Below are 26,975 nucleotides of genomic sequence, written 5' to 3' on the forward strand. Positions count from 1 at the left end.
CGGATGCAGGACAGCCAGGGAGCGGCGATTGGGCTTGACAGCCTTCTCTGTCTGGTCGGGGAAAACCAATGGGTGTGGAGTGTCCTTGACTTCGATGGAATCGGGACTGCGTTGCCCGGCCAGGGATATGCGGAAATCCGAGACCGGGTGCACTCCTCCCCTCAGGGGTATGTGATGTCATGGACGCAGGTGAGGGACTTTGCGGCCAGTGTGCAGCAATGTTTCGACTTGCTGCTCGTCGCAGCAACCGACCGTCGTTCGCTTGATCCGCAGCGTTTGGCGGCTGGCGATTTCTCGGGATGTCTCATGGTGCTTACTGCCAGTGACAGCACGTGGTGGTCTGTTGAGGTACTCACCGAGACGGAAGTGACCACTGGCATCATGGAACGAGTTCGAGCCCGCTACGGTGCCGCCTCGTAGCTTGCACCTACTCCAGGGATAAGCCCCGCTGCGATCTGCGGCGGGGCTTTTGGACGAGATGGAGCATGTTCCGTCGTTCAGCCCGCCAGCCCCAACTCCCGCGCGATCAGCATCCGCTGGACCTCGCTCGTGCCCTCGCCGATTTCGAGGATCTTGGAGTCTCGCCACATGCGGGCGACCGGGTATTCGTTCATGAAGCCGTAGCCGCCGTGGATCTGGGTCGCCTCGCGGGCGTTGTCCACCGCGACCGTGGAGGAGTGGAGCTTCGCGAGGGCCGCTTCCTTCTTGAAGGGGGCGCCGGCGACCAGGCGGGCCGCCGCGTCGCGCCAGGCGAGGCGGGCCGTGTGGGCCTTCATCTCCATGTCCGCGATCTTGAACTGGATCGCCTGGTTCGCGGCGATCGGCTTGCCGAAGGCGTGGCGCTCCTTGGCGTACTTGACCGACTCGTCGACGCAGCCCTGGGCCAGGCCCGTCGCCAGGGCGGCGATCGCGATGCGGCCCTCGTCGAGGATGCGCAGGAACTGGGCGTAGCCGCGGCCCTCTTCGCCCAGGAGGTTCGCCGCCGGGACACGGACGTCCGAGAAGGACAGCTCGCGGGTGTCCGAGGCGTTCCAGCCGACCTTGGAGTAGGGGGCCGCGACCGTGAAGCCGGGGGTGCCCGACGGGACGATGATCGAGGAGATCAGCGGCTTGCCGTCCGGCTTGCGGCCCGTGACCGCCGTGACCGTGACCAGGCCTGTGATGTCCGTGCCCGAGTTGGTGATGAAGCACTTCGTGCCGTTGATGACCCACTCGTTCGTCGACTCGTCCAGGCGGGCCGTCGTACGGGTCGCGCCCGCGTCGCTGCCGCCGTCCGGCTCGGTCAGGCCGAACGCGCCCAGCAGTTCGCCCGAGCAGAGGCGGGGGAGCCACTCCCGCTTCTGCGCCTCCGTGCCGTAGAGGTGGATCGGCATCGCGCCGAGGGAGACGCCGGCTTCGAGCGTGATGGCGACCGAGGAGTCGACCCGCGCCAGTTCCTCCAGGGCCACACCGAGGGCCAGGTAGTCGCCGCCCATGCCGCCGTACTCCTCGGGGAACGGCAGCCCGAACAGGCCCATGCGGCCCATCTCCCGGACGATCTCGTACGGGAACTCGTGACGCTCGTAGAAGTCGCCGATCTTGGGCGCCACGACCTCGTGTGCGAACTCCTCGACCGTGCGGCGGAGTTCTTCCAGCTCGGCGGGAAGACGGTAGTCCATGGTGGTCACTGCTCCTCGGTGTCCTCGTGGGACAGGGCTCGGACGGTGCGGGACGGGCTGGGTCGGCCCAGGTGGGCGGCCATCCACGTGCTTGTGGCGACGAGGCGGCCGAGGTCGATTCCGGTGTCGATGCCGAGGCCCCGCAGCATCCACACGAGGTCTTCGGTGGCGAGGTTGCCCGTCGCCGACTTCGCGTACGGGCAACCGCCGAGGCCGCCCGCGGACGCGTCGATCGTCGTGACGCCCTGCTGGAGTGCCGCCAAGGTGTTGGCCAGGGCCTGGCCGTAGGTGTCGTGGAAGTGGACCGCGAGCGTGGCGGGCGGGATGCCCGCTTCGTCCAGGGCCGCCAGGAGTGCGACCACATGGCCCGGCGTCGCCACGCCGATCGTGTCGCCCAGGCTCAGTTCGTCGCAGCCCATGTCCGTCAGGGCCCGGCAGACCCTCACCACCTGGGCGATCGGGACCGGGCCCTCCCAGGGGTCGCCGAAGCACATGGAGAGGTAGCCGCGGACGTGGACCGACGCCGCCTTCGCCCGGCTCACCACCGGCTCGAACATCGCCAGGGCCTCGTCCACCGTGCGGTTGAGGTTGGCCTTGGCGAAGGACTCCGTGGCGCTGGCGAAGACCGCGACCCTGCCCGCTCCCAGGGCCAGGGCGCGGTCCAGGCCCCGCTCGTTCGGGACCAGGACCGGGAGCGCGACGGGCAGGCCGGCGACCATCGGGAACAGCTGCTCCGCGTCCGCCAGTTGGGGGACCCACTTGGGGTGGACGAAGCTCGTCGCCTCGATCGTCGTCAGGCCCGCGTCGGCCAGCCGGCGGATGAACTCCGCCTTGATCTCCGTGGGGACCGTCGCCTTCTCGTTCTGCAGGCCGTCGCGCGCGCCCACCTCGTGGATGCGCACCCGGGCGGGCAGGTCCCGCGCCGGCACGGTCATCGGGAGTCCCGGTGCTGTCATTCCGCCGCCTCCTCGTGGGGTGCGATGACCGCCAGGACCTGGTCCATGGCGACCGTGGTGCCGGGCGCCACGTCCAGCTCGGTGACCTTGCCCGCGTGCGGCGCGGAGATGACGTGCTCCATCTTCATCGCCTCCACCACCAGCAGGCTCTGCCCGGCGCTCACCTCGTCGCCGACGGCGACCTTGACCACGGTCACCGTGCCCGGCATGGGCGCGGTGAGGGAGTCGGCGCCCGCGTGCGCCGCCCGGGTCAGCGACGCGGCGACCGGGTCGTGGTCGCGGACGTGCCAGGCGTCGCCGTCGCGGCCGAGCCAGTCCGCGGCGCGGTGGAACGTGTGCCGGACGCCGTCCAGCGTGACGGAGACCCGGTCGTCGGAGACCGTGGCCGTGCCGCGCGGGGTGTACTCCAGCGGTTCCTGGACCTTCAGGTGGAACGCCGGTGGCTTGCGGGCGCCGCCCAGGCGCCAGCCGCTCGGCACCGAGAAGGGGTCCGTCCAGCCGCCCGGCTCGGGCTGCAGGGCCTCCAGGCGTACGGCCGCCGCCGCCTCGTAGACCTCCTCCGGGACGTCCGTGGGGACCAGGTCCTCCACCGCGCGCTCGACCAGGCCGGTGTCCATGTCCCCGGAGACCACCGCCGGGTGGGCGAGCAGGCGGCGCAGGAAACCGGCGTTGGTCTGCACGCCGAGCGTGACCGTCTCCGCCAGAGCCGCGCGCAGCTTGCGCAGGGCGGTGGCGCGGTCGGGTCCGTACGCGATGACCTTGGAGAGCATCGGGTCGTAGAGGCTGCCGACCTCGGTGCCCTCCGTGAGGCCCGAGTCGGTGCGGACGCCGTCGCCCTGGGGCTCGCGCAGCCTCAGCACCGTGCCGCCGGAGGGGAGGAAGCCGCGGGCCGGGTCCTCGGCGCAGATGCGGGCCTCCACGGCGTGGCCGGTCAGCCGTACGTCCTGCTGCGTGAAGCCGAGGGGCTCCCCGGCCGCGACCCGCAGCTGCCACTCGACCAGGTCCAGGCCCGTGATCAGCTCCGTGACCGGGTGCTCGACCTGGAGGCGGGTGTTCATCTCCATGAAGTAGTACGACGACGGGTCGGTGCCCGGGACGATGAACTCCACCGTGCCCGCGCCCCGGTAGCCGCAGGAGCGGGCCGCCTGGACCGCCGCCTCGCCCATGGCCGCGCGCGTCTCCTCGTCGAGGAGCACGCTGGGTGCCTCCTCGATGATCTTCTGGTGACGGCGCTGCAGGGAGCACTCGCGCTCGCCCAGATGGACCACGTTGCCATGGCCGTCGGCGAGGACCTGGATCTCGATGTGGCGGGGCCGGTCGATCCAGCGCTCGACGAGGAGCGTGTCGTCGCCGAAGGAGGCCCGGGCCTCGCGGCGGGCCGAGGCGATCTCCTCCTCCAGGCGGGTCAGGTCCCGCACCAGGCGCATGCCCTTGCCGCCGCCGCCCGCGCTGGGCTTGAGCAGCACGGGCGCGCCCAGCTCGCGGGCCGCCTCGGCCAGCTCCGGGTCCCGGCCGCCGGGCACGACCGGCACCCCGGCCTCGCGGACCGTCTCCTTGGCGCGGATCTTGTCGCCCATCAGCGCGATCGCGTCCGCCGGGGGGCCGATGAAGACCAGGCCGGCCTCGGCGCAGGCCCGTGCGAAACCGGCGTTCTCGGCGAGGAAGCCGTAGCCCGGGTGGACCGCCTGCGCGCCCGTGCGGGCCGCGGCCTCCAGCAGGCGCTCCACCGACAGGTAGCTCTCGGACGCCGGGGCCGGGCCGATCCGCACCGCCGTGTCCGCCTCGCGGACGTGCCGGGCGTCGGCGTCCGCGTCGGAGAAGACGGCCACCGAGCGCACGCCCATCGACCGCAGCGTCCGGATGACGCGTACGGCGATCTCGCCCCGGTTGGCCACCAGCACTGTCTCGAACATCGTCGTCCGTCCCCTCACATCCGGAAGACGCCGAACTGGGGGTCACCCAGGGGCGCGTTGGCGCAGGCGGTCAGGGCCAGGCCCAGGACCTGACGGGTGTCCAGCGGGTCGATCACACCGTCGTCCCAGAGGCGGGCCGTCGCGTAGTAGGCGCTGCCCTGGCGCTCGTACTGGGCGCGGATCGGGGCCTTGAAGGCGTCCTCGTCCTCCGCCGGCCAGGATTCGCCGCGGGCCTCCAGCTGGTCGCGCTTGACCGTCGCGAGCACCGAGGCGGCCTGCTCGCCGCCCATGACCGAGATCTTGGCGTTCGGCCACATCCACAGGAAGCGGGGGGAGTAGGCCCGGCCGCACATCGAGTAGTTGCCCGCGCCGTACGAGCCGCCGACCACGACCGTGAGCTTCGGTACGCGCGTGCAGGCCACGGCCGTGACCATCTTGGCGCCGTGCTTGGCGATGCCGCCCGCCTCGTAGTCCTTGCCGACCATGAAGCCCGAGATGTTCTGCAGGAAGACCAGCGGGATGCCGCGCTGGTCGCACAGCTCGATGAAGTGGGCGCCCTTCTGGGCGGACTCGGCGAACAGGATGCCGTTGTTGGCGACGATGCCCACCGGGTGGCCGTGGATCCGGGCGAAGCCCGTGACCAGGGTCTGGCCGAACTCGGACTTGAACTCGGCGAAGCGGGAGCCGTCGACGACCCGGGCGATGATCTCGCGCACGTCGTAGGGGGTGCGGGAGTCGACCGGGACCGCGCCGTACAGGCCGTGCGGGTCGACCTTGGGCTCGACGGGCTCGGTGACCTCCCAGGGGAGGGGGCCACGGGCGGGGAGCGTGGAGACGATCGTGCGGACGATGCGCAGGGCGTGCGCGTCGTTCTCCGCGAGGTGGTCCGTGACGCCCGAGACGCGGGAGTGGACCTCGCCGCCGCCGAGCTCCTCGGCCGTGACGACCTCGCCCGTGGCCGCCTTCACCAGGGGCGGGCCGCCGAGGAAGATCGTGCCCTGGTTGCGGACGATCACCGCCTCGTCGCTCATCGCCGGGACGTACGCCCCGCCGGCCGTGCACGAGCCGAGGACGGCGGCGATCTGGGGGATGCCGGCGCCGGACATGCGGGCCTGGTTGTAGAAGATCCGGCCGAAGTGGTCCCGGTCCGGGAAGACCTCGTCCTGCATGGGCAGGAAGGCGCCGCCCGAGTCCACCAGGTAGACACAGGGCAGGCGGTTGTCGAGGGCGACCTCCTGGGCGCGGAGGTGCTTCTTGACCGTCATCGGGTAGTACGTGCCGCCCTTGACCGTGGCGTCGTTGGCGACGATCACGGTCTCGCGGCCGCTGACCCGGCCGATGCCGGCGATGACTCCCGCGGCCGGTGCCTGGCCCTCGTACAGCCCGTCGGCCGCGAGCGGGGCGAGCTCCAGGAAGGGCGAGCCCGGGTCGAGGAGGGTGTCGACGCGGTCGCGGGGGAGCAGCTTGCCGCGCGCGGTGTGGCGGGCGCGGGCCTTCTCGCCGCCGCCCCGGGCGGCTGCGGCCAGCTTGGCGCGCAGCTCCTCCACGAGGGTGCGGTGCGCCTCGTCGTTGGCCCGAAAGGCCTCCGACGCGGGGTCCGCCGCGCTCGTGAGCTCCGGTGCCTCGTGCATCCTGCGGGTCCCCTCACTTGTTAATGAGCGTTAACGCATTTCCTCCAGGTTAACGAGCGCTAACCTCCCTGTCTAGAATTGATTTCATGGCCACCAGAACCGACGCCCCCACCCGCCGTGAGCAGATCCTCAAGGAGGCCGCGCGGCTGTTCGCCGAGCGGGGCTTCCACGGGGTCGGAGTCGACGAGATAGGCGCCGCGGTCGGGATCAGCGGGCCCGGGCTGTACCGGCACTTCGCGGGCAAGGACGCGATGCTCGCGGAGCTGCTGGTGGGGATCAGCGGGCAGTTGCTGACGGGGGCGAAGCGGAGGCTGGCGGAGGCTGACGGGGGTGGGGCGGAGCAGGTGCTCGACTCGCTGATCGAGGGGCATATCGACTTCGCGCTCGATGACCGGCCTCTGATCACCCTGCACGACCGGGAGCTGGACCGCCTCCGGGACAGTGACCGGAAGATGGTGCGGCAGCTGCAGCGGCAGTACGTGGAGCTGTGGGTGGGGGTGGTGCGGGAGGTGTACCCGGGGTTGGGGGAGCCGGCGGCGCGGTCCGCCGTGCACTCGGTGTTCGGGCTGCTGAACTCGACGCCGCACCTGGGGAGGGGTGGGGCGTTGCCGGGGCGGGGGGCGACGGCGGAGTTGCTGCACCGGATGGCCCGGGGGGCGTTCGCGGCGGTGGGGGTCTGAGGGGGCCTTTGCCCACCCACCCGCCCGACACGGTCGGGATCGAGGCCGGTCTCGCCATCGGGGCTCCGCCCCGGACCCCGGCGGGGCTTCGCCCCTGCACCCCCGGAGTTTGCCCACCCGCCCACCCGACACGGTTGGATGAGAGCCGCCCTCGCCTCGGGGCTCTGCCCCGGACCCCGGCGGGGCTTCGCCCCTGCACCCCAAGGCGCTTTTCCTGCGCGCCCTCACCGGCTTCGCCCTGCACCCCAAGGCGCTTTTCCTGCGCGCCCCCACCGGCAGCACCCACCCCTCACCCCCCACCGTGACGAGCGTTACCCCGCCCCCACCCTGGACGGTGGTTGATACTCGCCGGTATCTTTGGCTGAGCAAGCGCTTAGACATGATGTCGTGGAGGTGGCGGCGTGCGCCGTACGGTGTTCAACGAGGATCACGAGGCGTTCCGGGAGACCATCCGCGCCTTCATCGAGGCCGAGGTCGTACCCGTGTACGACGAGTGGTTCGCGGCGGGCCAGGCGCCCCGCGACTTCTACTACAAGCTCGGTGAGCTGGGCATCTTCGGCATCAACGTGCCGGAGGAGTTCGGCGGCGCCGGCCTGGAGACGCACAAGTTCGAGGCCGTGCTGTACGAGGAGACCGCTCGCGCCGGTGTCCAGTTCGGCGGCTCCGGCGTGCACGTGCTGCTCGCCCTGCCCTACATCAAGATGCTGGCGACGGACGAGCAGAAGAAGCGGTTCCTGCCGAAGTTCGTCTCCGGCGAGGAGATGTGGGCCATCGCGATGACGGAGCCGGGCACCGGTTCCGACCTCGCGGGCATGAAGTCCACCGCCAAGCTGAGCGAGGACGGCACCCACTACGTCCTCAACGGCGCCAAGACCTTCATCACCGGCGGCGTGCACGCCGACCGCGTGATCGTCTGCGCCCGCACCTCCGCGCCCACCGCCGAGGACCGCCGCCACGGCATCTCCCTGTTCGCCGTCGACACCAAGTCCGAGGGCTACTCCGTCGGCCGCAAGCTCGACAAGCTCGGCCTGAAGACCTCCGACACCGCCGAGCTCGCGTTCGTCGACGTCAAGGTGCCCGTCGAGGACCTCCTCGGCGAGGAGAACAAGGGCTTCTACTACCTCGGCCACAACCTGGCCTCCGAGCGCTGGGGCATCGCCTTCGGCGCCTACGCGCAGGCCAAGGCCGCCGTCCGGTTCGCCAAGCAGTACGTGCAGGAGCGCACCGTCTTCGGCAAGCCGGTCGCGCACTTCCAGAACACCAAGTTCGAACTGGCCGCCTGCCAGGCCGAGGTGGACGCCGCCGAGGCCGTCGCCGACCGCGCCACCGAGGCCCTGGACGCCGGTGAGCTGACCCCCGCCGAGGCCGCCTCCGCGAAGCTGTTCTGCACCGAGGTCGCCCACCGCGTCATCGACCGCTGCCTGCAGCTGCACGGCGGCTACGGCTACATGAACGAGTACCCGATCGCCCGCCTGTACGCGGACAACCGCGTCAACCGCATCTACGGCGGCACCAGCGAGATCATGAAGACGATCATCGCCAAGGACATGGGTCTGTAAGGCCCCCGACACCGGCACGCGATCACTGGCCGGTACAACTACCTCATGAGCCAGGCACTACAGGACCTCCTCGATCTGCTCGACCTGGAGCAGATCGAGGAGGACATCTTCCGCGGCCGGTCCCGGTCCGCCGTCGTCCCCCGGGTCTTCGGCGGGCAGGTCGCGGCCCAGGCGCTCGTCGCCGCCGGGCGGACCGTCCCCGCGGACCGGCCCGCGCACTCCCTGCACGCGTACTTCCTGCGCCCCGGGGACCCCGGCGCGCCCATCGTCTACACGGTGGACCGGATCCGCGACGGCCGTTCCTTCACCACGCGCCGGGTCGTCGCCGTCCAGCACGGCAAACCGATCTTCCACCTGTCGGCGTCGTTCCAGGTGCACGAGGACGGGCTGGACCACCAGGAGCCGATGCCCGCCGCGCCCGATCCCGCGACGCTCCCCACCGGTGAGGAGCGGCTGCGCGGCTACGGGCATCTCGACCCCGAGGTGGTCGAACGCTTCCTGGAGGCCCGGGCCGCCGTCGACCTGCGGTACGTCGACGAGCCGCCCTACGGGAAGTTCGGCGAGCCCCGCGAGCCGCACTCGCAGGTGTGGTTCCGCACCAACGGCAAGCTCGACAGCGAGGTCGACGACCCGCTGCGGCACGTCGTCCTCGCCACCTACGTCTCCGACATGACGCTGCTCGACTCCGTGCTGCTCGCGCACGGGCGCGGCGGCTGGGCCGTCGGGGACGTCGTCGGGGCCTCCCTCGACCACGCGATGTGGTTCCACCGGCCGTTCCGCGCCGACGAGTGGCTGCTGTACGACCAGGAGTCCCCGTCCGCGTACGGCGGCCGGGGACTGGGGCAGGCGCGCATCTACACGCAGGACGGGCGGCTGGCCATCACGGTGATCCAGGAGGGCGTGGTCCGCGTCCCGCGCGCCCGGGACTGACCCGGACCGACCCGGACCGACCGGGCGGGCCCGCCGCCCCGGCCTTCGTCCCCACCGGGCCCGGCCCTAGCCGAGCCCCGCCTCCGCGAGCAGGTACGCCGTCATCGGGTCGTAGTGGCGGGGGCTGACCACGTGGTCGTCCAGGGGCACCGTGACCTGGACGGTGCCCTCCGCCTCGGCGAGGAACAGGGCCGGGTCGTTGCAGTCGGCGTAGCCCACCGAGTCCACGCCGTGCTGCCCCGCGTAGCCGGCCCAGCCGTGGTCGGCGACGACCAGGTCGGGCAGGGGGCGGCCTTCGCGCTCCAGGGCCGTCAGGATCGCCTTCATCGGTTCGCCCGAGTGGGTGTGCCACAGGGTGGCGCCGTGCTCCAGGACCGCCACGTCCGCGAACTGCATGACGTAGCCCTCCTCCGTCGTCAGGCCGTCCGGGATGACGACGATCTCGCAGCCGGCCGCGCGCAGGGCCGCCGCCGTCGCGCGGTGCACGTCGAGCAGGCCGCCGGGGTGGCCGGTGGCGAACAGGACGCGCTGCTGCCCGTCCGCCGCCTTGCGCAGCCGCCCGGCCATCCGCTCCAGACCGGCCACGGTCAGCTCCGGGTCGATGGTGTCCTGGCCGTACCGGTGCTCCGGGTCGTCGTTCACCCCCACCCGTTCCGCCATCACCGCGAGGACGTCCTGCTCGTCGGTCCAGCGGTCGCCGAGTTCCAGGCCGAGCCAGTAGTGGCGGTCGCCGTTGGCCAGCTTGCGGTAGTGGGAGAGGTTGTTCTCGCGCGGGGTGGCGACGTCGCCCGCGATGCGCGTCCTGACGAGGTGCTCGACGAGTTCGGCGCGGCTGGGTGTCCCGGATATCGGCATGGCATCCATTGTGAGGCAGCCGTCCGGGGGCGTCCCTGGCGTATCGAGCGCTGGGACGTGCGTCACGTACTCAGCGGGACCCCGCTCACGTACTCAGATCATGTCCTCGGACCACGTACTCGGATCATGTCCTCGGACCGCGTACTCAGACGTGCCGCAGCGCGAACCACAGTTCCATGCGGACGTCCGGGTCGTCGAGGTCCGACTCCAGCAGCCGCGCGCAGCGGGCGATGCGCTGGCGGACGGTGTTGCGGTGCACGGACAGGGCGACGGCCGTGCGGTCCCAGCTGCCGTGCAGGGAGAGCCAGGCGCGCAGGGTCTCGGTGAGCGCCGGGTGCGCCGCGACGGGGGCGAGCAGGGCCCGGGCGTGGGCAGCCGCCTCCTCGCCGGGCACCAGGTCGGCCAGGGCGGGGCGGGCACCGTGCCGCACCAGCGGAGCCCGGGTCGCGCGGGCCCGGGCCAGGGCGCGCGCGGCCTGGGTGTCCGCGAGGGGCCAGTCGGACGGGGCCACGGCGGCGCTGACGCCGAGGGTCCAGCCGGGCAGCGGGGCGGGTGCCCGGGCGGCCGGGACCAGGACGCGGACGACGTCGCCCGCCGGGTCGACCAGGGCGGAGCCGAGCGCGGCCCCCAGGGCGGAGGCGGCGACCGGGTCGGGGGCGTCGTCCGGCTCCGGCCGGGCGTGCACGACCAGCCACCGCCCGCCGCCGAGCAGCCCGGCGACGTCCTCGGGGGCGGCGCCCAGCAGCAGCCGTACCAACGCCGCGGAACGGGCCGCGCCCGTGCCGCTCTGCTGCTCCCCGGTGAGGAGGGACAGCAGCACGGCGGCGACGGAGGCGATGGTGTGGTCCCCGGCCGCCCGCCGCGGGGCGGCGACCCCGAGCACGAAGCCGGGCCCGGCGCCGAGCGCGTAGGAGGCCAGGTGCGTGCCGGCGACGGTGTCCGTGGCGGAGGTGGGCACGGGGCGTCCGGCCTCGTCCCCGGCCGGCCGGACCACCTCCGCCAGGCGGGCGAGGGCCTCGCGCGCCGCGTCGCCCGGCTCCCGTCCGCCGTCCGCGACCACCGCTCCCTCCGGCCCGTGGAGCACCGCCCACCCGCCCAGCCGCCGGGCGAGCTGCCGGAGCACGGACGGCACCGGGTCGGGGCGGGACGCGGCCGAGGCGAGGCTCTGCTGGGCCTCGGTCACCCGGCGCAGTTCGGACAGCCGGGCCCGGGACATCAGCTGCCACACCGCGCGGGCCACACCCGAGAAGGTGGTCTGCGGCGGCACCTCCAGCAGCGGCAGGCCGTGCGCCTCGCAGGCCTCGACCAGCGCCCTCGGCACCGTGTCGTGCACCGGCGCCACCCCGAAGCCCAGGGCCGCGCCGCCCGCCGCGACGATCCGGGACACGTAGTCGTCGAAGTACGTCCCGGACCCCGCCGCCTCCGGGATGTGCACACCGGCGGTGAGCAGCAGCTCCCCGCCCAGCAGATACGGGTACGGGTCGGCCATCTCCGAGGTGTGCACCCAGTGGACGACGGTGCCGGCGGCGGGCGGTCCCGCGATCTGCCGCAGCGCCAGCTCCTCGCGGGCCAGCAGGGCGGGCAGCTCCACCGGCGGGGTGGGTGGGACGGCGGGCTCCGGCATGGTGTGCGTTCCCTCCATCCGGGGTCGCCTCGAATGGATGAAACGTACACTTCGCAGTCGCTTTCCGGCCACCTAGGGTCAGTGCTCGTCCACCTCGTCCACCTCGTCCCCGGGCGAGCGAGCGCGTGCGAAGGAGGCCCCATGGCCGTCGACTACCTCGTGATCGTCGTCTACCTGGCCGGAATGCTGGCCATGGGCTGGTGGGGCATGCGCCGCGCCCGGTCCAAGAGCGAGTTCCTCGTGGCCGGCCGCCGCCTCGGCCCGGCCATGTACTCCGGCACCATGGCGGCGATCGTCCTCGGCGGCGCCTCCACCATCGGCGGTGTCGGACTCGGCTACCAGTACGGCCTTTCCGGCGCCTGGATGGTCTTCACCATCGGCCTGGGCCTGCTCGCCCTGTCCGTCTTCTTCTCCGCCCGCATCGCCCGGCTGAAGGTCTACACCGTCTCCGAGATGCTCGACCTGCGCTACGGCGGCGGCCGGGCCGGGATCATCTCCGGGCTCGTCATGTGGGCCTACACCCTGATGCTCGCGGTGACCTCGACCATCGCCTACGCCACCATCTTCGACGTCCTGTTCGACATCAACCGCACCCTGGCGATCGTCCTCGGCGGCTCGATCGTCGTCGCGTACTCCACCCTCGGCGGCATGTGGTCGATCACGCTGACCGACATGGTGCAGTTCGTCGTCAAGACCATCGGCGTGCTGCTGCTCCTGCTGCCCATCGCCGTCGTCAAGGCCGGCGGGTTCGCCGAGATGAAGGCGCAGCTGCCCACCGAGTACTTCGACCCGCTCGGCATCGGCGGCGAGACGATCTTCACGTACGTGCTGATCTACACGTTCGGCATGCTCATCGGGCAGGACATCTGGCAGCGCGTCTTCACCGCCCGCAGCGACCGCACCGCCAAGTGGGGCGGCACCATCGCCGGCACCTACTGCCTCGCCTACGCCCTCGCCGGCGCGGTCATCGGCACGGCCGCCAAGGTGCTGTACCCGAAGCTCGGCAGCGCGGACGACGCCTTCGCGACCATCGTGAAGGACGAACTGCCCATGGGTGTACGCGGGTTGGTGCTCGCCGCCGCGCTGGCCGCCGTGATGTCGACCTCGTCCGGCGCGCTGATCGCCTGCGCCACCGTCGCCAACAACGACATCTGGTCCCGGCTGCGCGGGACCGGCGGGAACACGCCCGCCGGCGACCGTGACGAGGTGAAGGGCAACCGGGCCTTCATCCTGCTCATGGGTCTGGCGGTGATCGGCACGGCCATCGCGATCGACAACGTCGTGGAGGCCCTGACCGTCGCCTACAACCTCCTCGTCGGCGGACTGCTCGTGCCGATCCTCGGCGGCCTGGTGTGGAAGCGCGGCACGGTGTACGGCGCCCTGGCCTCGGTGGTGGTCGGCGGAGTCGCGGTCGTCGTGCTGATGGCGACCCACGGCATCCTCGCCAACGAGCCCGTCTACTACGGACTGCTGGCCTCGCTCGCCGCGTACGTGGTCGTCTCCCTGGCCACCCCGGCCACCGACGCCGCCGTGCTGGCCGCCTGGCGCGAGCGGCTCGCCGGACGCCCGGCCGAACTCGCGTCCGAACCGGTCCCGGCTTCCCAGTAGAGTCATAGGGCAAGCAGTACATACGCGATGAAGCGTAGGAAAGAAGGCATTTCTCCATGAGCAGCAACGAGACTCCCCGCGGGCCCGTCGACTCCTCCCGCGTCCCGCGGTACGCCGGCCCCGCCACCTTCGCCCGGCTGCCCCGGCTGGACGAGGTCGGCCGCGCCGACGTCGCCGTCGTGGGCGTGCCGTTCGACTCGGGTGTCTCGTACCGGCCGGGCGCCCGCTTCGGCGGCAACGCGATCCGCGAGGCGTCCCGGCTCCTGCGCCCCTACAACCCGGCGCAGGACGCCTCCCCGTTCGCCCTCGCGCAGGTCGCGGACGGCGGCGACATCGCCGTGAACCCGTTCAACATCAACGAGGCCGTGGAGACCGTCGAGGCCGCAGCGGACGACCTGCTCGGCACGGGCGCCCGGCTGATGACCCTCGGCGGCGACCACACCATCGCGCTGCCCCTGCTGCGCTCGGTCGCGAAGAAGCACGGCCCCGTCGCCCTGCTGCACTTCGACGCCCACCTGGACACCTGGGACACCTACTTCGGCGCCGAGTACACGCACGGCACCCCGTTCCGCCGGGCGGTCGAGGAGGGCATCCTCGACACCGAGGCGCTCTCCCACGTCGGCACCCGCGGCCCGCTGTACGGCAAGCAGGACCTCACCGACGACGAGAAGATGGGCTTCGGCATCGTCACCTCGGCCGACGTCTACCGGCGCGGCGCCGACGAGGTCGCCGACCAGCTCCGCCAGCGCATCGGCGACCGGCCGCTGTACATCTCCATCGACATCGACTGCCTCGACCCGGCCCACGCCCCCGGCACCGGCACGCCCGAGGCCGGCGGCATGACCTCGCGCGAACTGCTGGAGATCCTGCGCGGGCTGGCGTCCTGCAACCTGGTCTCGGCGGACGTCGTCGAGGTGGCCCCCGCGTACGATCACGCGGAGATCACGTCGGTGGCCGCCTCCCACACGGCGTACGAACTGACCACGATCATGTCCCGCCAGATCGCCGCGGCCCGGAAGGACTCGGAAGCCAAGTGACCCACGACCACGACCTGGTGCTCCGCCCGACGCCCGCCCAGACGGAGGCCGCCCTCAACCCTCCCGACGGCCGCAACGGCGGAGACCTGGTCGTGGAGACCCTGGCCGCCCTGGGCGCGACGACCGTCTTCGGTCTGCCCGGCCAGCACGCGCTCGGCATGTTCGACGCGCTGCGCCGCTCCGACCTGCGCTACATCGGCCTGCGGGTGGAGAACAACGCCGGGTTCGCGGCCGACGCCTACGGCCGCATCACCGGCGAGGCCGCGCCGCTGCTGCTGTCGACCGGGCCGGGCGCGCTGACCTCGCTGGCCGCGCTCCAGGAGGCGGCGGCCGCCTCCGCGCCCGTGCTGGCGATCAGCAGCCAGGTCCCGACGGCGGGCCTGGGCGGCGGCCGCCACGGCTACCTGCACGAACTGCCCGACCAGGCGGCGTCGTTCCGGGGCGTGGTGAAGTCCGTGCACACGGTCCGCACCCAGTCGCAGATCCCCTCCGCGATCGAGGCGGCCTGGAAGTCCGCGCTGACCGCCCCGCACGGGCCGGTGTGGGTGGAGATCCCCCAGGACGTGCTGCTCGCGCAGACGGCGATCCCGGTGGTCACGGGCGGCGACGCCTTCCCCGAGGAGCTGCCGCCCCGCCCCGAGCTCACCGCCGTCGCCGCCGACCTGCTGTCGAAGGCGGCCCGCCCGGCGATCATCGCGGGCGGGGGAGTGGTCCGCGCGGACGCGTCCGGCAAGCTGAGGCAGCTGGCGGAGACGCTGCGGGCGCCGGTCGTCACGACCCCCGGCGGCAAGGGCGCCTTCCCCTGGAACCACCCGCTGTCCCTGCAGTCCTGGATCGAGGACCGGCACACCACCGACTTCCTGGAGGACGCCGACGTCCTCCTGGTCGTCGGCTCGGGGCTCGGCGAACTCTCCTCGAACTACCACACGTTCCACCCGCGCGGCCGGATGATCCAGATCGAGGCCGACCTCGGCAAGCTGGAGTCCAACCACCCCGCCCTCGGCATCCACGCGGACGCCCGGCTGGCCCTGCAGGCGCTGCTGGAGACGGTGTCACCCCGCGAGGACGCGACCGCGGCGGACCGCGTCCGGGACGTGCTCGCCAAGGTCGCCGACCGCATCGCCGCCCAGGACCTGACCCTGGAGCAGGACGTGCTGGCCTCGGTGCGCAGGGCGCTGCCGGCCGACTCCCCGTCCTTCTGGGACATGACCATCCTGGCCTACTGGGCCTGGTCGGCCTTCGACGCCAAGGGGCCCAACCACCTGCACTCCGCCCAGGGCGCCGGCGGCCTCGGCTACGCCTTCCCGGCCGCGCTCGGCGCCGCCGCGGCCGATCCGACCCGGCCGGTCCTCGCCGTCTCCGGCGACGGCGGCGCCCTGTACTCGATCGCCGAGCTGGCGACGGCCCGCCAGTACGACCTCGACGTCACCTGGCTGATCGTCGACGACGGCGGCTACGGCATCCTGCGCGAGTACATGACCGACGCGTTCGGCGAGGCCACCGCGACCGAACTGACCCGGCCCGACTACGTGGCCCTGGCCGAGTCCTTCGGCGTACCCGGGATCCGCACCACCCCGGAGAACCTGGAACAGGACCTCGCGAAGGCGCTGCGCACCCCTGGGCCGTCGGTGGTGCTGCTCCCCGCCGTGCTGCGGATGTTCGCGCCGACGCACCTGGACTGAGCCGCGGCCCGACCGGCCGGGCGGAGTTCCCCGCTCCTCACATGGGAGGGCCGGGACGGGGCACCTGTGTATCCGCCGACCAGCGAAGGGGAGCACATCATGGTCATCGCCGCCGTCATAGCCGTCTGTGTCGTCCTGGCCGTCCTGGCCTTTCTCGTCCCGCGCCTGTCCCGCCATCCCGAACGCGGCACCCAGCGCACGCTCGGTGCCGGCGCCCGGGCCGGCGGCAAGGCGCCCGGCCCGCTGGGCCGGCTGTTCAGCAAGCCCTTCCACACCAGCTCGCGCGCGGTGAGCCGCAGTGGTTCGGCCGGCCGCCGCACCCGCGGCCGACTGCCCTTCTGACCGGCGCGCGGGCACAGCGGGAGCGGGGACATGAACGCCGAAGACGCCGACAAGCTGCTCGACGGGCTCACCGTCGACGACAGCAGACGCGAGCAGCCGATCGTCCTGGACGCCGAGGGACGTCCCATCCGCACCTGGCAGGAGAACTACCCGTACGACCGCAAGGTGGGCCGCAAGGAGTACGAGCGGGCCAAGCGCATCCTGCAGATCGAGCTGCTCAAGCTCCAGCGGTGGGTCAAGGACACCGGCGCCCGCGTGGTCGTCGTGTGCGAGGGGCGTGACGCGGCGGGCAAGGGCGGCACGATCCAGCGGCTCACCGAGCGGCTCAACCCGCGCGGCGCCCGCGTGGTCGCCCTGGACAAGCCCACCGAGCGCGAGATGGGCCAGTGGTACTTCCAGCGGTACATCGCGCACCTGCCCACGGCCGGGGAGATCGTCTTCTTCGACCGCTCCTGGTACAACCGGGCCGGCGTGGAGCGGGTGATGGGCTTCTGCTCCAAGGACGAGTACCAGCTGTTCCTCGACCAGTGTCCGGCGTTCGAGCGGATGCTGGTCGACGACGGCGTCCTGCTGGTGAAGTTCTGGTTCTCCGTCTCCCGCGCGGAGCAGCGCACCCGCTTCGCGATACGGCAGGTCGACCCGGTGCGCCAGTGGAAGCTCTCCCCGACCGACCTGGCCTCACTGGAGCTGTGGGACGACTACACCGAGGCGAAGGTCGACATGTTCCGCGCCACGGACACCGCGCACGCCCCCTGGACCGTGGTCAAGAGCAACGACAAGCGGCGTGCCCGTCTGGAGACCATGCGCAGCCTGCTGTCGCGCATCGACTACGCCAGCAAGGACCCCGAGGCGGTCGGCACGCCCGACCCGCTCATCGTCGGCGCCGCCGACACCCTGCTGGAGCCCGGTGAGGAGGACACGACCCTGTCACCCACCCCGCTGTCCTCCGGTGCCGAGGGGCCCGGCCGGCACCCGGAGACCGACTGAGGCGGACCGACTCAGTCCGTCTCCACTCCAGGCCCGGTCACGCCCCCTGGCATTTCCAGGGGGCGTGACTCTGCGATGCCGGGGCCGGGGGTGTCACTCGGCGGTGGCGTCCGCGGGGCGGAAGCACGCGGTCACCGACTTGCCGTGCCGCTGGCAGCGCATCCCCCACTCGTCGGCGAGCTGCTGCACGATGGCCACGCCACGGCCGCCGACGTCCTCCGGCGCGGACCGGCGCGGGCGGGGCAGGTTCGGGTCCTCGTCGTGGACGCTCACATGGAGGCAGTCGCCGTCCCAGGTGAGGACCAGATGGGCGTCGCTGTGGGCGTGGACGTGCGCGTTGGTGATCAGCTCGGAGACGGCCAGCACGACGGCGTCCACCGTGTCCGGCTCCGCGGCCGCCCAGGGCAGGGTCGCGAGGCGCTCGCGTGTCCAGTCCCGCCCGGCGCGCACCCCCTCGGACATGGGGAACGAATGAGCCCAACCCATCGCCTTCACCGCCACCGCACGACCTCATCTCCCTCGGTCCGAGCCCTGCCCCGTCCGGGTACCCGGCGGCCGCACCACCAGACATGGGGTCAGTGGAACCAGAACAGCAGCGTGTCCGGGTTCCTGCCGGGCCCGCGCGCCTTCTCCCACTGCCGCGCCTCGAACCGCATGGCGTCGGCCAATCGTGCTGCCCCGTCCCGGAATTCGGGGGCGAGCCGGTCCAGCACGGAGGTGTAGGTCCGGGCGAGCGCGGCGGCCCGCCGGGCCGGCAGGGTGCCGATGGCCGGTACGGCGTCACCGGGGTGGGGCAGGCGCAGCGGCGGACCGCTGAACAGGAAGGTGCCGGGGAGCAGGCCGGACGGGACGCCGTGCCGGGCCAGCTCGTCGTCCAGGGTGGAGAACCACGCCGGGCGCCGCCAGGCACCGAGGTCGGCCGGGTCGGAGAAGTGGGCCGCGACCACCTGGTAGAAGGCGTAGCTGTACGCGGGGCACAGGTCGGTGCTCGGAGCGCCCTCGACCAGCTCGTCCAGGGCCCGGCCGATGGACACGTCGAGGGTGATGCCCTGCTCCTCGAACCGGGCGTCGGTGCGCTCGCACTCCGTGCGGATCCGGGCGAGCGTGCGCTCCTGCTGCTCGGTCCGCTCCACCGCGGTGAGCAGCCGCACCACCGTTCTCATGTCGCCGGTGCTCATCTCGAGGCAGTAGCCCACCCTGTGCTTCCCTTCACCCGGTCGCCGGACACCGGTGTCCATGATCGGGGACGCCCGGCCGACCGGTCCGACTGTGCCGGAAAGTCCCGCTCCGTCCCGGAACTCCACCCGGAGTCCACGCTGTTGCTGTAGTCGCGGCCCTCGACCGCCGTGCCGTGCGCCCGGTAACGAATCGCACAAGCCTTGGGCAACGCCTACAACCCTTGCGGCGGGTCCGTGAGTCAAGACGTGCATGACTCCTGGGATATCCCGCCGCGCCAGAGTGCTGGCGGCGGCCGTGGGTACGGGTGTGCTCGTGCCGCTCGTCGCCGCCGCCGCGCCCGCTGCCGCCGCCACCCCGGCCGTGACCTGTACCTCGGCCAAGGCCGGCCTGGCCGAGAAGCTGAAGAAGGACATCACCGCCGCGCTCGCCACCCGCAAGGGCACCGTCGCCGTCGGCCTCCACGACCGCAGCACCAACACCACCTGCACCCTGCGCGCGAGTTCGGCCTACGACTCGGCCAGTGTCGTCAAGGTCACCGTCCTCGCCACGCTGCTGTGGGACGCCAAGAAGACGAACCGGTACCTCACCGACCGCGAGAACACCCTCGCCAAGGCCATGATCACCAAGTCCGACAACGCCGCGACCTCCACCCTGTGGAAGCAGCTCGGGATGACGAAGATCAAGGGCTTCCTCGCCGCGGCCGGCATGACCCAGACCAAGCCCGGCGCGGACGGCTACTGGGGCCTGACCCAGATCACCGTCACCGACGAGCAGAAGCTGCTGAAGCTCATCACCGGCAAGAACACGGTGCTGAGCGACAACTCCCGCGCCTACATCCTCAAGCTGATGAGCCAGGTCGTCTCGTCCCAGCGCTGGGGCACCCCGTACGGCGTGCCCGCGGGCGTCACCGTCGCCGTCAAGAACGGCTGGCTGCAGCGCTCCACGAACGGCTGGCGGGTGCACAGCATCGGCGCCTTCAAGGGCGGCGGCCACGACTACACGATGACCGTCCTCACGCACGGCAACAGCACGATGGACTACGGCATCGCCACCATCCAGGCGGTGGCCAAGGTCATCCACCGCGACCTGGCCGCGAGCTGAGCCCGGCCACGTCACCGCCGTGTCCGTGACCGGACGCGCACTGTTACGGCGGGATGAAATCCGCCCCCGTTGACGTTGGTGCCTTCCGGCAGAGCAGGACGAGTGGAAGGCACCGGCGTGACACCGAAACGGGGATGGGCACGACGACTGTGGGCGTACGCATGGCGTCACCCGAAGGACGTCGTCCTCGCTCTCGGCTCCTCGCTCGCCGGCATGGCCGTGATGGCCCTCGTCCCGCTGATCACCAAGGTGATCATCGACGACGTCGTCACCGACCACACCAGGGACATGACCACCTGGGCCGGCCTGCTCGTCGGCGCCGCCCTGGTCGTCTACGTCCTCACCTACGTCCGCCGCTACTACGGCGGCCGCCTCGCCCTCGACGTGCAGCACGACCTGCGCACGGAGATGTTCGGCACGATCACCCGGCTCGACGGCCGCCGCCAGGACGAGCTGTCCACCGGCCAGGTCGTCGGCCGCGCCACCAGCGACCTCCAGCTGATCCAGGGCCTGCTCTTCATGCTCCCGATGACCATCGGGAACTTCATGCTGTTCCTGATCTCCCTGGTGATCATGGCCTGGCTGTCCGTGCCGCTCACCCTGGTCGCCCTGGCCGTGGCGCCCGCCCTGTGGTGGATCGCCAAGCGCAGCCGCACCCGGCTGCACCCCTCCACCTGGTACGCCCAGGCCCAGGCCGCCGCCGTCGCGGGCGTGGTCGACGGCGCCGTCAGCGGGGTGCGCGTGGTGAAGGGCTTCGGGCAGGAGGAGCAGGAGACCGGCAAGCTCCGGGACGTCAGCCGCAGGCTCTTCGCGGGCCGGCTGCGCACCATCCGCCTGAACTCCGTCTACACCCCGGCCCTGCAGGCCGTCCCCGCCCTCGGCCAGGTCGCGATGCTGGCGCTCGGCGGCTGGCTGGCGGTGCGCGGGCACATCACCCTCGGCACGTTCGTCGCCTTCTCCACCTACCTCGCCCAGCTGGTCGGCCCGGTCCGCATGCTCGCCGTGGTGCTCACGGTCGGCCAGCAGGCCCGCGCCGGCACCGAGCGCGTCCTGGAGCTGATCGACACCGAGCCGTCCCTGGCCGACGGCACCAGGGAACTGCCCGCCGACGCCCCGGCGACCGTCGAGTTCGACGACGTCTCCTTCGGCTACGAGGACGGCCGTCCCGTCCTCGACGGGCTCTCCTTCGAGATCCGCCCCGGCGAGACCCTCGCCGTCGTCGGCTCCTCCGGCTCCGGCAAGTCCACCGTCTCCCTGCTCCTGCCGCGCTTCTACGACGTCACCCGCGGTGCCGTCCTGGTCGGCGGCCACGATGTGCGCGAGCTGTCCCTGGAGTCGCTGCGGTCCGCGATCGGCCTGGTCCCGGAGGACTCGTTCCTCTTCTCCGACACCGTCCGCAACAACATCGCCTACGGCCGTCCGGACGCGACCCAGGAGGAGATCGAGAAGGCCGCGCGCGCCGCCCAGGCCGACCGGTTCATCGCCGAACTGCCCGACGGCTACGACACCACCGTCGGCGAGCACGGCCTCACCCTCTCCGGCGGCCAGCGCCAGCGCGTCGCCCTCGCCCGCGCCATCCTCAGCGACCCGCGCCTGCTCGTCCTGGACGACGCCACCTCCGCCGTGGACGCCCGGGTCGAGCACGAGATCCACGAGGCGCTCAAGGGCGTCATGCGGGGCCGGACGACCCTGCTGATCGCCCACCGCCGCTCCACGCTCAACCTCGCCGACCGCATCGCCGTCCTGGACGGCGGCCGGCTCGCCGACATCGGCACCCACGAGGAACTCCAGCAGCGCTCGGCGCTCTACCGCCGCCTGCTCACCGACCCCGACGAACTGGGCGCGGTCTCCCCGGGCCACACCCCGCCCGCCTGTCCCGAGGAGGACACCTCCGTCCGGGACGAGCTGGACGCCGAGTTCGACGCCGAGCGCGGGGTCACGCCGCGGCTGTGGAGCGGCGACCGCGAGCGCAAGGACACCGCCCTCGCCGAGAGCCCCGCCACCCCCGAGCTCCTCGCCCAGGTCGAGGCGCTGCCCCCGGCCACCGACGTGCCGGACGTCGACGAGGCGCGGGCCGTCCAGCCGGAGGAGTCCTACGGCCTGCGCCGGCTGCTGCGCGGCTTCGGGCTGCCGCTGCTGGTCAGCCTCGCCCTGGTCGCCACCGACGCGGGCATGGGCCTGCTGCTGCCGGTGCTGATCCGGCACGGCATCGACTCGGGCGTCACCCAGGCCGCCCTCGGCGCCGTGTGGGCGGCGTCCCTGCTCGCGCTGCTCACCGTGGTCGTGCAGTGGGCGGCCCAGGTCGGCGAGATCCGGATGACCGGACGCACCGGCGAGCGGGTGCTGTACTCGCTCCGGCTGAAGATCTTCGCCCAGCTCCAGCGGCTCGGTCTCGACTACTACGAGCGCGAGCTGACCGGCCGGATCATGACCCGCATGACCACCGACGTCGACGCGCTGTCGACGTTCCTGCAGACGGGCCTGGTCACGGCGTTCGTCTCGGTCGTCACGTTCTTCGGCATCATGGTCGCCCTGCTGGTCATCGACGTGCAGCTCGCCCTGGTCGTCTTCGCGACGCTGCCGCCGCTGATCATCGCCACGTTCTTCTTCCGCCGGGCCAGCGTGAAGGCCTACGAGCTGGCCCGTGAGCGGGTGTCGGCGGTCAACGCCGACCTGCAGGAGTCGGTCTCCGGGCTGCGGATCGTGCAGGCCTTCCGGCGCGAGCGCGACGGCGGGCGGCGGTTCGCCGAGCGCAGCGACAGCTACCGCCGGGCCCGTATCCGCGGCCAGTGGCTGATCTCCGTGTACTTCCCGTTCGTGCAGTTCCTGTCGTCGGTGGCGGCGGCGGCCGTGCTGATCGTGGGCGGGGCCCGGGTCGACGACGGCACGCTGGCGATCGGCTCCCTGGTGGCGTACCTGCTCTACATCGACCTGTTCTTCGCACCCGTGCAGCAGCTCTCCCAGGTCTTCGACGGCTACCAGCAGGCGTCCGTCTCGCTGGGCCGCATCCAGGAGCTGCTGCGGGAGCCCACGTCGACGAAGTCCGCCGACGAACCCCGTGAGGTGCTGTCCCTGCGGGGCGAGATCGCCTTCGAGGAGGTGCACTTCGCATACGGGGCCGCCGATGAGGGTGACGCGGCGCTCGACGGCGTCGACCTGCGCATCCCGGCCGGGCAGACCGTCGCGTTCGTCGGCGAGACCGGCGCGGGCAAGTCCACCCTCGTCAAGCTCGTGGCCCGCTTCTACGACCCGACCGCCGGCCGGGTCACCGTCGACGGCGCCGATCTGCGCACCTTGGACCTCACCTCGTACCGGCACCGTCTGGGGGTCGTCCCGCAGGAGGCGTACCTCTTCCAGGGCACCGTCCGCGACGCCATCGCCTACGGCCGGCCCGACGCCACCGACGCCGAGGTGGAGGCGGCGGCCCGCGCGGTCGGCGCCCACGACATGATCGCCACTCTGGAGGGCGGCTACCTCCACGAGGTCGCCGAGCGCGGCCGCAACCTCTCCGCCGGGCAGCGCCAGCTGATCGCCCTGGCCCGTGCCGAGCTGGTCGACCCGGACGTGCTGCTGCTCGACGAGGCCACGGCCGCCCTGGACCTGGCCACCGAGGCCCAGGTCAACCAGGCCACCGACCGGCTCGCCGGCCGCCGCACCACCCTCGTCGTCGCCCACCGCCTCACCACCGCCGCCCGCGCCGACCGGGTCGTCGTCATGGACCACGGCCGGGTCGCCGAGGACGGCACGCACGAGGAGCTGCTCGCGCGCGGCGGCCGGTACGCGCAGCTGTGGCGGACCTTCATCGGCGCCGAGCCGGAGGAGCCCGTCGGCGCGTCCCGCTGAGGGGCCCGGCCGCGTTTCCGTAACGCCCGTGCAACCATCCGACATACGTCATGCGTCCGTACAGCCGTACGCCGATGGTCGCGGACGACGCGGTACGGGAGGACGACAGTGGACAGTGGAGCGACACGCCGGCGGCTCGCGCTCGGCCTGGCCGTGCTGACCGCCTCCGGCCTGCTCGCGGTCGTGGCCCCGGGCGAGGCACAGGCCGCCTCCTCCGCGCACTGCCCCGGCCGCAAGGTCCGCACGCTGCCGTTCTCCACCGGCACCGTGCTCGTCTACAAGCGCGGCGGCTACGTCTGCGCCGTGACCCTCGCCAAGCGGCCCGGTGTGAAGCGCACGATGAAGGTGAGCGTGCAGGCGCGCGGCAACCGCCCGGTCGTCGACGAGGGCCGGTACGCCTACCACGCGGGCCCGGTGACCGTGCACGCCGGGCGCCGCTGCGTCTGGCTCAAGGGCCGGGTGGGAGCGGGGCGTTACAGCTCCGGCTGGATCCTGTGCTGACACAGGGTTTTCCCTATGTCCCCTGGTGCTCGGGCGAGTTGGTCCGCTAGCTTCCGGCGCACATCTGTCTCACAGGGGAGTGCGCATGCGCAAGGCGCTCAGATGGCTGCTGGCGCTCACGGTGCTCATAGGCACGTTGAGCACGGCCGGGGCGGCCACCGCCGCCGAGCCGGAGGCCGGCACCACTGACATCAAGGAGAGACTGCTCTCCGTACCGGGCATGAGCCTGGTCGAGGAGAAGCCGTACGTGGGTTACCGCTTCTTCGTCCTGAACTACACGCAGCCGATCGACCACCGCAAGCCGTCCAAGGGCACGTTCCAGCAGCGCATCACCGTGCTGCACAAGGACGTCGCGCGCCCGACGGTGTTCTTCACCAGCGGCTACAACGTCTCCACGACGCCCCGCCGCAGCGAGCCCACGCAGATCGTGGACGGCAACCAGGTCTCCCTGGAGTACCGCTTCTTCACCCCGTCCCGGCCCCAGCCGGCCGACTGGTCGAAGCTGGACATCTGGCAGGCCGCCAGCGACCAGCACCGCGTCTTCACGGCCCTGAAGGGCATCTACGGCAAGAAGTGGCTCTCCACGGGCGGCTCGAAGGGCGGCATGACCGCCACCTACTACGAGCGCTTCTACCCGCGGGACATGGACGGCGTCGTCGCCTACGTCGCCCCCAACGACGTGGTGAACAAGGAGGACTCGGCCTACGACCGCTTCTTCGCCACCGTCGGCACCGAGGAGTGCCGCGACCGGCTGAACGCCGTGCAGCGCGAGGCGCTGGTGCGCCGCGAGCCGCTGGAGAAGAAGTACGCGGCGTACGCGGCCGCCGAGGGCTACACCTTCGACACGATCGGCAGCCTGGACAAGGCGTACGAGGCGGTCGTGCTCGACTACGTGTGGGGCTTCTGGCAGTACAACTCGCTGGCGAACTGCGGCAACGACGAGCTGATCCCGGCGGACGCGGCCAAGGCGACGGACGACGAGATCTGGACGTCCGTCGACACCATCGGCGGCTTCTCCTCCTACACGGACCAGGGGCTCGCCCAGTACACCCCGTACTACTACCAGGCCGGCACGCAGCTCGGCGCGCCGACGATCCGCTTCCCGCACGTCGAGAAGCAGTACATCCGCTACGGCTACCAGCCGCCGCGCAACTTCGTCCCGCGTGACATCCCGATGCGCTTCGAGCCGCAGGCCATGCGGGACGTCGACAGCTGGGTCCGGCACAACGCCCGCCGGATGCTCTTCGTCTACGGCGAGAACGACCCGTGGGGCGCGGAGCCGTTCCGCCTCGGCAAGGGCGCGAAGGACTCCTACGTGATGACCGCCCCGGGCATGAACCACGGCGCCAACGTCGCGGGTCTCGTGCCCGAGCAGAAGGCGCTCGCCACCGCCCGCATCCTCGACTGGGCCGGTGTCGCCCCGAGCGCGGTGCAGGCCGACCCGCAGGCGGCGAAGCCGCTGGCGAAGTTCGACGCCAAGCTCGACAAGCGGGACGTGCAGCGGGAGATGACGCTGCGTCCGTGACCGGAAGCCACCCGTCTCGACCGCCCCTCGGCCTCCGGGCCGGGGGGCGGTTCGCATGTCCCTGCGCGAGCGGTGAATGCTCCGTACGGTGACGGGATGGACAGCTCTGTCGTCTTCAACGTCGTGACCACGGCCATCGCCGTCGTCGCCGTGGTGACCTCCATCGTGTTCAGCGCACGGCAGGCCCGCACCGCGAAGCACGCCAACCACATATCGGTGCTGGTCGACCTGCTCAGGGAGTTCCGGTCCGCGGAGTTCCACGAGCAGCACGACTACGTGTGCACCCGCCTGGCGGCCGAGCACGACCCGGCGAACGGGGTGCGCGGGCTGCCGGCCGAGGCCAAGACGGCCTTCTGCAGCGTCGTGTACTACTACCAGTCGTTCGCCAACCTCGCCGTCTTCGGGCTGCTCGACCAGACCCTGCTGGTCACGGTTTTGCGCACCCGGATCGTCTCGGTCTGGACGGCCGTCCGGCCGTTCGTGCAGCGGGAGAGGGAGCTGCGGGGCGAGGGCGGCAGCGGAACCTATCTGTCGACCTTCGAGGAACTGGCCCGGCTCGCGGCGGAGCTGCCCCCCGAGCACGTCCGTGACCAGATGGCCGAGGCCCGGCGGCGGCTGTCCCGCAGAGGGCTGATGCGCTGAGGCGCGCGAGGACGCAGGCCGTTCACAGCGACCGGGCGCATCCCACGGGCCGGTCCCCGCCGAGCCGTACGTACAGGGCGGTCGAGTCGGGGCAGCCGGATCGCTTCGGCACCGCCCGCGTCACCTTGTACTCCGGTTCCCGCTCGCCCTCGCCGTCGCAGGCCGTCTCGCGGACCTGCCCGTCGCCGGAGCTGTAGACGCAGTCGCCGACGATGGTGCGCGGCCCGCCCCCGCCGCCCGGGTCGCCCGGGTGCGGCGGCTGGAGGTTGCGCATGCAGGCGTAGCCCTGAGGCACCGCCCCGTCGCCGTCCTCGTCGGAGGAGGGCCGCTGCTCGCTGATGTGCAGCACGAAGTCCGTGGTCGCCGGGCAGCGCGGCCCGTCGCGCACCGTGCCGTCGTGCCGTGTCACGACCCGGGCCGCCGCCCGTTCCCCCGTGCACGGCACCTCGGAGAAGCTGGTCGTCCCGAACGAGCTGCACTCGCCGACCGCGAGGAACACCGCCCCGTACCCGGACGGCCGCGTCGGCGCCGGCGACACCGTGGAGGTCCGGCCCGTCCCGGAGGCCGGCTCGCCCAGCCGGCCGTCCTCCGCCACACCTCCCGACGGGCTCTGGCACCCGGTCAGCAGCGCCCCGAGCAGCACCAGCAGCCCCCACACCACCCCCGCCGCACTTCTCACACGCATCGCCGACCCCCCGAGTTCCCCCGCCCAGCGTGACCCG

23 protein-coding genes are annotated in these 26,975 nt (G+C 72.0%); 14 read left to right on the forward strand and 9 right to left on the reverse strand.

The annotated features are described in order from the left end of the window. The first annotated feature begins 3 nt into the window (after positions 1-3). Entirely contained in the window at positions 4-420 is a 417-nt protein-coding gene (locus CHR28_RS05695; protein WP_179272318.1) for a hypothetical protein, read from the forward strand. Positions 421-497: 77 nt separating this feature from the next. On the opposite strand, the gene CHR28_RS05700 is transcribed toward CHR28_RS05695, so the two are convergent. Genes CHR28_RS05700 through CHR28_RS05715 form a run of 4 tightly spaced genes read right to left on the reverse strand, consistent with a single transcriptional unit; the run spans position 498 to position 6,158 of the window. Then, the gene (locus tag CHR28_RS05700) at positions 498-1,658 is read right to left on the reverse strand and encodes an acyl-CoA dehydrogenase family protein (protein WP_094052439.1); all 1,161 of its coding nucleotides are present in this window, start codon (positions 1,656-1,658) and stop codon (positions 498-500) included. Positions 1,659-1,663: 5 nt separating this feature from the next. Further along, complete coding sequence (locus tag CHR28_RS05705) at positions 1,664-2,614, reverse strand: hydroxymethylglutaryl-CoA lyase (protein ID WP_094052350.1); 951 nt, start codon at positions 2,612-2,614, stop codon at positions 1,664-1,666. Beyond that, a complete protein-coding gene (locus tag CHR28_RS05710) occupies positions 2,611-4,527 on the reverse strand; it encodes an acetyl-CoA carboxylase biotin carboxylase subunit (protein WP_094052351.1) in 1,917 nt (638 codons plus the stop codon). Before CHR28_RS05710 ends, CHR28_RS05705 begins: the two co-directional genes overlap by 4 nt. Positions 4,528-4,541: 14 nt before the next feature. Beyond that, positions 4,542-6,158: a carboxyl transferase domain-containing protein gene (locus CHR28_RS05715; protein ID WP_094052352.1), complete on the reverse strand. Its 1,617-nt coding sequence runs from the start codon at positions 6,156-6,158 to the stop codon at positions 4,542-4,544. 86 nt (positions 6,159-6,244) lie between these two features. On the opposite strand from CHR28_RS05715, the gene CHR28_RS05720 reads away from it, so the two are divergent. The 3 genes from CHR28_RS05720 to CHR28_RS05730 all read left to right on the forward strand — a co-directional run bounded on the left by CHR28_RS05720 (position 6,245) and on the right by CHR28_RS05730 (position 9,327). Continuing rightward, complete coding sequence (locus tag CHR28_RS05720; RefSeq protein ID WP_094052353.1) at positions 6,245-6,838, forward strand: SACE_7040 family transcriptional regulator; 594 nt, start codon at positions 6,245-6,247, stop codon at positions 6,836-6,838. Between the two features lie 401 nt (positions 6,839-7,239). Then, positions 7,240-8,397 (forward strand): acyl-CoA dehydrogenase family protein, encoded by a 1,158-nt coding sequence (locus CHR28_RS05725; protein WP_094052354.1) that lies wholly within the window; start codon positions 7,240-7,242, stop codon positions 8,395-8,397. Positions 8,398-8,442: 45 nt separating this feature from the next. Beyond that, complete coding sequence (locus CHR28_RS05730; protein ID WP_094052355.1) at positions 8,443-9,327, forward strand: acyl-CoA thioesterase; 885 nt, start codon at positions 8,443-8,445, stop codon at positions 9,325-9,327. 66 nt (positions 9,328-9,393) lie between these two features. Here CHR28_RS05730 and CHR28_RS05735 read toward each other — a convergent pair whose 3' ends face one another. Then, positions 9,394-10,182 (reverse strand): phosphatase, encoded by a 789-nt coding sequence (locus CHR28_RS05735; RefSeq protein WP_094052356.1) that lies wholly within the window; start codon positions 10,180-10,182, stop codon positions 9,394-9,396. 145 nt (positions 10,183-10,327) lie between these two features. After that, entirely contained in the window at positions 10,328-11,806 is a 1,479-nt protein-coding gene (locus tag CHR28_RS05740; protein WP_179272319.1) for a PucR family transcriptional regulator, read from the reverse strand. Between the two features lie 141 nt (positions 11,807-11,947). On the opposite strand from CHR28_RS05740, the gene CHR28_RS05745 reads away from it, so the two are divergent. From CHR28_RS05745 to ppk2, 5 genes are all read left to right on the forward strand, one after another. Further along, on the forward strand, positions 11,948-13,414 hold the full coding sequence (locus CHR28_RS05745) for a sodium:solute symporter (RefSeq protein ID WP_094052358.1): 1,467 nt from the start codon (positions 11,948-11,950) through the stop codon (positions 13,412-13,414). 56 nt (positions 13,415-13,470) lie between these two features. After that, the gene (speB, locus tag CHR28_RS05750) at positions 13,471-14,451 is read left to right on the forward strand and encodes an agmatinase (RefSeq protein ID WP_053674033.1); all 981 of its coding nucleotides are present in this window, start codon (positions 13,471-13,473) and stop codon (positions 14,449-14,451) included. Next, complete coding sequence (locus CHR28_RS05755; protein WP_094052359.1) at positions 14,448-16,133, forward strand: thiamine pyrophosphate-binding protein; 1,686 nt, start codon at positions 14,448-14,450, stop codon at positions 16,131-16,133. Before speB ends, CHR28_RS05755 begins: the two co-directional genes overlap by 4 nt. 99 nt (positions 16,134-16,232) lie before the next feature. Beyond that, positions 16,233-16,475: a DUF6411 family protein gene (locus tag CHR28_RS05760; RefSeq protein ID WP_094052360.1), complete on the forward strand. Its 243-nt coding sequence runs from the start codon at positions 16,233-16,235 to the stop codon at positions 16,473-16,475. A gap of 30 nt (positions 16,476-16,505) precedes the next feature. Next, positions 16,506-17,462 (forward strand): polyphosphate kinase 2, encoded by a 957-nt coding sequence (gene ppk2 / locus CHR28_RS05765; RefSeq protein WP_094052361.1) that lies wholly within the window; start codon positions 16,506-16,508, stop codon positions 17,460-17,462. A gap of 93 nt (positions 17,463-17,555) precedes the next feature. Here the strand turns inward: ppk2 and CHR28_RS05770 are convergent, their stop codons facing one another. Further along, positions 17,556-17,963 (reverse strand): ATP-binding protein, encoded by a 408-nt coding sequence (locus CHR28_RS05770; RefSeq protein WP_094052362.1) that lies wholly within the window; start codon positions 17,961-17,963, stop codon positions 17,556-17,558. Positions 17,964-18,037: 74 nt separating this feature from the next. Then, positions 18,038-18,700, reverse strand: a complete 663-nt coding sequence (locus tag CHR28_RS05775; RefSeq protein ID WP_094052440.1) for a DUF7691 family protein — start codon at positions 18,698-18,700, stop codon at positions 18,038-18,040. Positions 18,701-18,890: 190 nt separating this feature from the next. Between CHR28_RS05775 and CHR28_RS05780 the strand changes: the two genes are divergently transcribed. The 5 genes from CHR28_RS05780 to CHR28_RS05800 all read left to right on the forward strand — a co-directional run bounded on the left by CHR28_RS05780 (position 18,891) and on the right by CHR28_RS05800 (position 26,253). Further along, positions 18,891-19,742 (forward strand): serine hydrolase, encoded by an 852-nt coding sequence (locus CHR28_RS05780; RefSeq protein ID WP_094052363.1) that lies wholly within the window; start codon positions 18,891-18,893, stop codon positions 19,740-19,742. Positions 19,743-19,859: 117 nt separating this feature from the next. Continuing rightward, positions 19,860-23,585, forward strand: a complete 3,726-nt coding sequence (locus CHR28_RS05785; RefSeq protein WP_094052441.1) for an ABC transporter ATP-binding protein — start codon at positions 19,860-19,862, stop codon at positions 23,583-23,585. Positions 23,586-23,693: 108 nt separating this feature from the next. Then, complete coding sequence (locus CHR28_RS05790) at positions 23,694-24,086, forward strand: hypothetical protein (RefSeq protein ID WP_094052364.1); 393 nt, start codon at positions 23,694-23,696, stop codon at positions 24,084-24,086. An 85-nt stretch (positions 24,087-24,171) separates the two neighbouring features. Then, positions 24,172-25,611, forward strand: coding sequence for a S28 family serine protease (locus CHR28_RS05795; protein WP_094052365.1), 1,440 nt, complete (start codon positions 24,172-24,174; stop codon positions 25,609-25,611). 96 nt (positions 25,612-25,707) lie between these two features. Further along, positions 25,708-26,253 (forward strand): DUF4760 domain-containing protein, encoded by a 546-nt coding sequence (locus CHR28_RS05800; protein WP_094052366.1) that lies wholly within the window; start codon positions 25,708-25,710, stop codon positions 26,251-26,253. Positions 26,254-26,275: 22 nt separating this feature from the next. Here CHR28_RS05800 and CHR28_RS05805 read toward each other — a convergent pair whose 3' ends face one another. Beyond that, positions 26,276-26,938: a hypothetical protein gene (locus CHR28_RS05805; RefSeq protein WP_094052367.1), complete on the reverse strand. Its 663-nt coding sequence runs from the start codon at positions 26,936-26,938 to the stop codon at positions 26,276-26,278. Positions 26,939-26,975 lie beyond the last annotated feature (37 nt).

Source organism: Streptomyces sp. XY006 (genome assembly GCF_002237655.1).
Lineage (GTDB): Bacteria > Actinomycetota > Actinomycetes > Streptomycetales > Streptomycetaceae > Streptomyces > Streptomyces levis.